At 58.6% G+C, this 7,498-nt stretch carries 10 protein-coding genes; 5 read left to right on the forward strand and 5 right to left on the reverse strand.

What is annotated here, in order from left to right:
• Nucleotides 1–74: 74 nt before the first annotated feature.
• Nucleotides 75–635, reverse strand: a complete 561-nt coding sequence (locus ACE04F_RS18035) for an antibiotic biosynthesis monooxygenase (RefSeq protein WP_486108779.1) — start codon at nt 633–635, stop codon at nt 75–77.
• A 219-nt stretch (nt 636–854) separates the two neighbouring features.
• Here ACE04F_RS18035 and ACE04F_RS18040 point away from each other — a divergent pair, with 219 nt between their 5' ends.
• Nucleotides 855–1,814 (forward strand): MerR family transcriptional regulator, encoded by a 960-nt coding sequence (locus ACE04F_RS18040; RefSeq protein WP_486108781.1) that lies wholly within the window; start codon nt 855–857, stop codon nt 1,812–1,814.
• 7 nt (nt 1,815–1,821) lie between these two features.
• Here ACE04F_RS18040 and ACE04F_RS18045 read toward each other — a convergent pair whose 3' ends face one another.
• Nucleotides 1,822–2,427: a hypothetical protein gene (locus ACE04F_RS18045; RefSeq protein ID WP_486108783.1), complete on the reverse strand. Its 606-nt coding sequence runs from the start codon at nt 2,425–2,427 to the stop codon at nt 1,822–1,824.
• A gap of 53 nt (nt 2,428–2,480) precedes the next feature.
• Complete coding sequence (locus ACE04F_RS18050; RefSeq protein WP_486108785.1) at nt 2,481–2,957, reverse strand: PAS domain-containing protein; 477 nt, start codon at nt 2,955–2,957, stop codon at nt 2,481–2,483.
• A gap of 154 nt (nt 2,958–3,111) precedes the next feature.
• Between ACE04F_RS18050 and ACE04F_RS18055 the strand changes: the two genes are divergently transcribed.
• The 4 genes from ACE04F_RS18055 to ACE04F_RS18070 all read left to right on the forward strand — a co-directional run bounded on the left by ACE04F_RS18055 (nt 3,112) and on the right by ACE04F_RS18070 (nt 6,457).
• A complete protein-coding gene (locus ACE04F_RS18055; RefSeq protein ID WP_486108787.1) occupies nt 3,112–3,567 on the forward strand; it encodes a flavodoxin in 456 nt (151 codons plus the stop codon).
• A gap of 167 nt (nt 3,568–3,734) precedes the next feature.
• Nucleotides 3,735–4,517: a class II aldolase/adducin family protein gene (locus tag ACE04F_RS18060; protein ID WP_486108789.1), complete on the forward strand. Its 783-nt coding sequence runs from the start codon at nt 3,735–3,737 to the stop codon at nt 4,515–4,517.
• Entirely contained in the window at nt 4,517–5,419 is a 903-nt protein-coding gene (locus ACE04F_RS18065; RefSeq protein WP_486108791.1) for an alpha/beta fold hydrolase, read from the forward strand. Before ACE04F_RS18060 ends, ACE04F_RS18065 begins: the two co-directional genes overlap by 1 nt.
• 126 nt (nt 5,420–5,545) lie before the next feature.
• Nucleotides 5,546–6,457, forward strand: coding sequence for an SDR family oxidoreductase (locus ACE04F_RS18070; RefSeq protein ID WP_486108793.1), 912 nt, complete (start codon nt 5,546–5,548; stop codon nt 6,455–6,457).
• Nucleotides 6,458–6,499: 42 nt separating this feature from the next.
• Here the strand turns inward: ACE04F_RS18070 and ACE04F_RS18075 are convergent, their stop codons facing one another.
• Nucleotides 6,500–7,264, reverse strand: coding sequence for an N-acetylmuramoyl-L-alanine amidase (locus ACE04F_RS18075; protein ID WP_486108795.1), 765 nt, complete (start codon nt 7,262–7,264; stop codon nt 6,500–6,502).
• A 2-nt stretch (nt 7,265–7,266) separates the two neighbouring features.
• Nucleotides 7,267–7,498 (reverse strand): hypothetical protein (locus ACE04F_RS18080; protein WP_486108797.1); only part of this gene is annotated, 232 nt, incomplete at its 5' end.

A 7,498-nucleotide genomic window follows, 5' to 3' on the forward strand; every position in this document is an offset into this window, starting at 1 on the left:
CACGCCGCTTTCGCGAGCAGCCTCGCTCCCACAGGGATACCTCTTGAAGCTGATGGCATCGCCGCATCGCCGCATCACCGATTCTGCGTGGCCGGCAATGGTCGTTGCGGCGTGCCGGCGAGCCAGTTCCCCAGCAAGTGGGTCGATAACGGAATAAACAGATACACCATCAGGGGCGTCAGGATGAGCGTGCTGATCAGCACCCGGCCCAACATGCCCATTTCGCCCAATAACGGCCCCAGCAGGAAATTGAACAACAACGAAACCGGAAAAAATGCCAACCAGATAGCCACCGCCTGTTTCCAGCGCGGCGGGCGCTGGTTGACAGCGCCGAACCAGCCGTCGATGCCGCGCACACGGTGTTCGGAGGGATGGGCAAACAGCTCGCTGCCGCGGCCCAGCCAAGCCGTGCGCGAGGCCGAATGTTCCCATGCGTGCAAGATCTGCTCATCGGCGAAACGGAAGATGATCTGGAACTCGTCATCTTCGGGCGGCGGCGCAAGTACGCCTGAGCCCAGGTAGCCGGGGAAGTCGGTTGCCAATTGCTCGCCTTCACGCAACCAGGCGATCAGGTCCTGATAGCGGCCATCGGCGACGCGGCGGGCAACCATCAACGTGACGGGGGAGGCAGACATTTTGTATCTCCATGTTACGGCTGCGGCACTCCGGGTAGGAGATTCGCTTGAAGAACGGCCCCAGGGTAAGGGGGCGGCGTACGATGCCTGAAGGCAGCAAGGATTATTCCTTGTAGGGTAGGAAACTACAAATTCGGATATGACCCGCCATCTCCCTTGTAAAGACATCCCCTGTGAGGAGTAAACTGGGATCCAATTCGAGCCGGGTAAGCCTTCGGAATGAGCGTGATCATCGAAGAGAACCTCGCGTTTCAGGCCGCCGTGGCTTTGAAAAGCGCGGACTTGTTTCCCATCCGCGAAGTGGCGCGGGTGACTGGTGTGAATCCGGTCACCTTGCGTGCGTGGGAGCGTCGCTACGGACTTATCCAGCCCACGCGCACCGAAAGCGGGCATCGCCTGTACTCGTTGAGTGATATCGAAAAGGTTCGCAGCATCCTCGCCTGGATCGAACGCGGGGTAGCGGTGAGCAAAGTGGGGAAAATCCTCGCCAGGACCGAGTCGGTGCAGCCGGCCTCCAGGTTCATTTCGCCCGACCTGGTGCGCGCCGATTACGCCCAGTGGCAACAGCTCGTGGCTGAAGCAGTCGGGAGCTTTGACGATGTAGAGCTGGATCGGGTCTACGGACAGATTTTTTCCAGCTATACGGCACCGGTCGTGTTCCAGGACATCCTGATGCCGCTCTGGCGAGCATTGCTCCAACGCCAGCATGAGTTCGGGCAGACCAGCGAGTGGCTGTTCTTCGATGGTTTCTTGCGTTCGCGGGTCATGCAACGACTCTTGCTGAAGCGCGAAACTTCGTCGCGGCGGGTCCTGGTCAGCGCCATAGCCGGCCAATGCCGGGAACTGGAATTGCTGGTCACGACGCTGTTCATTTCCCGGGCGGAGGTGCACGTCAGGGTCATGACTGTTGGCCAGCCCTTTGACGAATTAACCCTGGTTTGCCAGAAGATCAAGCCGTTGGCGCTGGTGCTGGTTTCCAACCATGCACCGGCTGCGGAGCTCCCCAAGCGCCTGAACAAGCTGGCGATGAGCCTGGATTGTCCGGTCATGCTTGCCGGCGATGCATCAGACCTGGCGCAGGAAAGCCTGGCAGGCTCTTCCATCGCCTGCCTGGGAAATGAAGGCATGCTGATGTGCCAACGCGTGCGTCAATTTCTGGCGGGCAACCTGGATACTTGAATGGCTGCTAGAGGTGCATCGCCGGATGGGTCAGACGATGTTGCTGGAGAATGTATTGACGCAGGCGCTCGGTTTCGTCCTGGTCATTCTGGTTCAGATGGTAGGCGTACAGGCCTCGATCGGTTTCCCGTTCGAACGTACCGCGAAGCGAGATTCTCTCGTAGCCTGAGGGGCTGAACCACAGCGCGAACTGTTTCGGCGGTTTGGTGCGGTTGCGAACTTCCAGCAGAACGCCTTTGCAAGAGACCTCGTGCACCCACAAAGGACCCGGCTGGCCCTTGGCATTTCCCAGCGCAACCGGTTCATCGAGCGTCAAGCGCCATGGGCGGATCTTCGGTCCATCCTCGTAGATACTCGGCACACCCAGGCGTAGGTGTATGGCGTGGAATTCATCTTCCACCAGTTGCAATGGAAAGGTCATCTGCTGGTTTTCGAAATTGGCTTGCAACGTGACCTGCTCGTTTGCCGCAAGGCGCGTCAAAAGGTCACGGATCTGCGACCCACCGTTTACCTGCAAGCTCGACGCGACATCCCGCTCGTTCAACTGCGGGTTGTGCTGCATGGTCCGGATGAAATCCAGCTCATCCTGGGTAAGAAGGGCGTCGCGCTGCATACAGTGCTCGAAAAATGACGTGCATGTTTATGGGTGATCCTACTGACTGACCGTTAATTCGCCGTTTTGTTTGCGCCGTTCGTCGCATCCAGACGGGCAATTGTCGCCCGTGCTTCGGCCAACTCTTTTTCGAGCTGGGCGATGCGCTGCTGAGCCTTCACCTGGACTGTCACATCATTTTGCACACCGACGAAATAAGTGTGTCCGTCAGCCTCGTTTTTCACGGTGGACAACGACAGTTCATTCCAGAACGGTGTGCCGTCCTTGCGATAGTTGCGAAGTACTTGTCGGCATGATCCCCCTTGCTTCAAGGTCATGCGAATGTGCTCCAGGGCCGGTTGGTCGCGATCACCTGACTGCAGGAAGCGGCAGTCCTGGTAGAGGATCTCGTCGCGGCTGTAGCCGGTCAGGCGTTCAAACGCCGGGTTTACGTAAATCAGGATATTGTCTTCGTCGCCTTCCTTTTCGGCGATGACGATCCCGTCGTTCGAAGCGCCAATCACCAACTGCATCAAATGAGCATTAATCATGAAGCCTCCAGCCGTTGACATCCCTGCGTAGGGTGGATTCTAGAAGAACCTTGAGCGATGTCCACTTGCCATTATCGGTTATTGAGAATCAATCCCGGAATCAGTCTGGAGCCTGCTACCATTGCGGCTCTTATTTTGCTCCAGGATCAGATTGATGAAAGTCGCCATCCTTTCCGGCTCCGTGTACGGCACCGCTGAAGAAGTCGCCCGGCATGTCGCCAAACTGCTCGATGACGCCGGTTTCCAGACATTCCACAATCCGCGAGCGAGCCTGGCGGATATCCAGAACTTCGAACCGCAGGCGTTGCTGGCCATAACGTCCACCACGGGCATGGGCGAGCTGCCGGACAACCTGATGCCATTGTATTCAACGATTCGCGACCAGTTGCCCGCGTCGTTTCGCGGCCTGCCTGGTGCGGTGATCGGCCTCGGGGATGCCAGTTATGGCGATACGTTCTGCGCTGGTGGCGAGCAGATGCGCGAATTGTTTGCCGAGCTGGGTGTGCGCGAGGTGTTGCCTATGTTACGCCTGGATGCCAGTGAGAGCGTAACGCCGGAAAGCGATGCCGAGCCCTGGCTGGCTGAGCTGATCGAGGCATTGCGCGCTTGATGGAAGGATGGCCGGCCCGTCGTGGATGGTCCGCTGGTGACCCGCTCGGTCAGTAAGCTGGCTGCCAATGCAACTACCGGCCCTGGCGGAGCTGACTAGACTGGTTTTCTGTTCATGAAGGTTGTGAATGACGCCTTTCCATAACAAAAAAGCCAGAGGTCATAACCGTGAGCGTGACGCCCATTCAATCGACACCCGGCATCAAGGATCTGGTCAGCGCCGCCGAATGGCAAACCCGCGTAGATCTTGCCGCCTGTTACAGGCTGGTCGCGCTGCATGGCTGGGACGACCTGATCTTTACCCACATCTCCGCCAAGGTCCCCGGCACCGAAGATTTCCTGATCAACCCGTTCGGGTTGATGTTCCATGAAATCACCGCGTCGAGCCTGGTCAAGGTCGACCAGGCCGGCAACAAGCTGATGCCCAGCCCCTATGAGATAAACCCGGCGGGTTACACCATTCACAGTGCGGTGCACGAGGTGCGGCACGATGTGATGTGCGTGTTGCACACCCACACGGCCGCCGGAGTCGCGGTATCGGCGCAAAAACAGGGCGTGCTGCCGATCAGCCAGCAATCGCTGTTTGTGCTGTCGAGCCTGGCGTATCACCCGTATGAAGGGGTCGCGCTCAATCCTGAAGAAAAGGTTCGTCTGCAAGCCGACCTGGGTGACAACAACTTCCTGATGCTTCACAACCATGGCCTGCTGACCTGTGGCGGCACCATCGCCGATACCTTCCTGATGATGTTCATTTTCCAGCGAGCCTGTGATATTCAGGTCCTGGCCCAGACCGGCGGCGCCGAGTTGATTGCCATCGAGCCGCAGGTGCTGGCCGGTGCCCGGGCGATGGTTGCCGGGGTGACCCGAAGCGCCCAAGGCATGGGGGGCGCGCTGGCCTGGCCGGCCTTGCTGCGCAAACTCGATCAGCAAGATCCGGGTTACAAGAGCTGATGCCCATGGTCCAGATTCCGCTGCGTATCTGGCGCCAGCGCGGGCAGACTTTCATGTTTCGGGGCCACGCCATCCGCTATTGGGTGGCCGGCCACGGCGAGCCTCTGCTGCTGATCCACGGTTTTCCCACCGCCAGTTGGGACTGGCACTACCTGTGGCAGCCGCTGGCGCAGCGTTACCGGGTGATCGCCTGCGACATGCTCGGTTTCGGTGACTCCGACAAACCCGTGGATCACACCTACAGCCTGTTGGAGCAGGCGGATCTGCAGCAAGCGTTGCTGACGCATTTGAATGTGACGCAGGGAGTTCATGTGCTGGCCCACGATTATGGCGACAGCGTGGCCCAGGAATTGATTGCCCGGCACAACGAGGCGCGCGCCGACGTTGCCAGTTGTGTTTTTCTCAATGGTGGGCTGTTCCCCGAGACCCATCGTCCGGTGCTGATGCAGAAATTGCTGCTCAGCCCCTTGGGATGGCTGATAGGCCGGGCCTTCTCCAGGGACGGGCTGGTGAAGAGTTTCCGACGGATTTTCGGCCCCAGGACTTGCCCGACCGAAAGCGAAATGGATGATTACTGGAGTCTGGTCGAAACCCATCACGGGCCGCGGATCATGCACAAACTCATCGCCTATATTTCCGAACGACGGGTGCAACGCGACCGTTGGGTGCAGGCGATGCAGCGCGGCGAAGTGCCGTTGCGGGTCATCGACGGGGCAATCGATCCGATTTCCGGTGCGCATATGGTGGCGCGTTACGAGGCCTTGATTCCGAACGCCGACACGGTGCTGTTGCCTGACATTGGCCACTATCCACACAGCGAGGCACCTGTTCAGGTACTCAAGCATTACCTGGCATTTCGCGAAACCATCGCAGCGCCGATCAGGCAAATGGCCTGTTCATGACCGATTGTCGGGCATCATCCCCTCACCTTATCGCCCACCATTCACTCTGAGCCCAGTTGATTGTGGCCTGCCGACTTGTGCCGGACACTCGTGGCAATGTCCTATCGGCCTGCTGGAGTTCTGCTCATGAGTGAATCTGTGCGCTTCGAAGATAAAGTCGTGATCGTCACGGGAGCCGGCGGCGGCCTTGGCCGCGCTCATGCGCTGCTGTTTGCCCGGCAGGGCGCACGCGTGCTGGTGAACGATCTCGGCGGGTCGGCACAGGGAGAGGGCGCCAACGCCTCGGCAGCGGATCGTGTAGTAGCTGAAATCCGTGCGGCCGGCGGTATTGCCGAAGCCAACCATGACTCCGTCACCGACGGCGACAAGCTGGTGCAAAACGCCCTCGACTCGTTCGGCAGGGTGGATGTGGTGGTCAATAACGCCGGTATCCTGCGCGACAAGACCTTCCATAAGATGGATGATGCCGACTGGGACCTGGTTTACCGCGTCCATGTCGAAGGTGCCTACAAAGTCACCCGTGCCGCCTGGCCGCACTTGCGCGAGCAGAACTACGGACGGGTGATCTTCACCGCCTCCACGTCGGGCATCTATGGCAACTTCGGCCAGTCCAATTACGGCATGGCCAAGCTTGGCCTATACGGCCTCACTCGCACCCTGGCCATCGAAGGTCGCAAGAACAACATCCTGGTCAACGCCATCGCCCCCACCGGCGGTACGCGCATGACCGAAGGCCTGATCCCGCCGCAGGTATTCGAACAACTCAAGCCTGAACTCGTCAGCCCGCTGGTCGTGTACCTGGCCAGCGAAGCCTGCCAGGAAACTTCCGGATTGTTCGAAGTAGGCGGCGGCTGGATGGGCAAGGTGCGCTGGGAGCGCAGCCTCGGTGCCGGCTTCGATCCGCGCCAGGGATTTTCACCCGAGGACGTTGCCGCCCACTGGCAGCAGATTTGCGACTTCGAAAACGCAGTCCACCCGAACGACAATCTGGAAGCTCTGAAAGAGATGATGGCGAACCTGCAGCGTCATGCCATTTGAATCGTGTCCCTGGGCCCGTTGTCGCCAGCCGCGGCACCGTGCTCAGGGGAAGTACTTCTGCACCAGGGCCGCGAGATTCGCGGCGGTCTCCACGTCCATCACACCGTCATGTTTCGTCGGGCGAAAATGTAACTGGAAGGCGCGGACCAGGCGCTGGAACCCGACACTGGTCGTCGCGGCCGATGTATCAAAGCCATACCTCCTGAACAGGCCGAGCAATTGCTCGCGGGTCGGCATGCCGCTGGTTTGATAGGCCTGTAGGAAAGCCTTCTGGGCGTCGTCATCGAACCAGGCGCCGATACCCTTGAGATACAACGCATGCCACGGAAACATCGGGCCAGGATCGCTCTTGCGCCCGGCGGCGATATCCGAGTGCCCCACCACGTTTACCGGACTGATTTCCGGGTAGCGCTTGAGGATATCTGCAGCCAGGTATTCGATCGCCTCGATTTGCTGGGGCGCATAAGGCGGAAAGGTAAATTGCCCTTGGTTGTCCGTTGCCAGATTGACGATTTCGACGCCGATCGAAGTATCGTTCAGGTTACTTCGATTACCCCAACTGCTCACGCCGGCATGCCAGGCCCGCTGGTTCTCGTCCACCAGATTGAAGATCTGCGGCTCCTTGAAGCCCGCCTTCAAATACGTGGGGTCGGAAAAATCCGGAATAAGATAATGAGCACTCACGGACGGGCCGGTCAAAGCGTTTATCGACGAGGCGAAGTTGCCAGCGGTGTAGTGGAAGATTAAAAAACGAACGCGACTGTTATAACCATTTTTCGAGCGATAATTTGTATTGTTTATCTGCATTATCAATAGCTCTCCGGTGATAAATCGAAGCGAAGCGCTGCGATTGAATTCAGCGTAACAGCGGTTATTTGATGCGTGCGTAGTGGGCTTCTGGCTTTGTTGTAGGAAGAGACAGCAAAAAACCGTGCTATTGAAGTTTCGGCTGCGAATAGCGCCAAAGTTATGTAGGAAACAAGAACTTTCCTATGGGAAATAAGCCGGACATAAAAAAGGCCGCTGCCAAAAGCAGCGGCC

It is taken from the genome of Pseudomonas sp. AGC41, assembly GCF_057334555.1.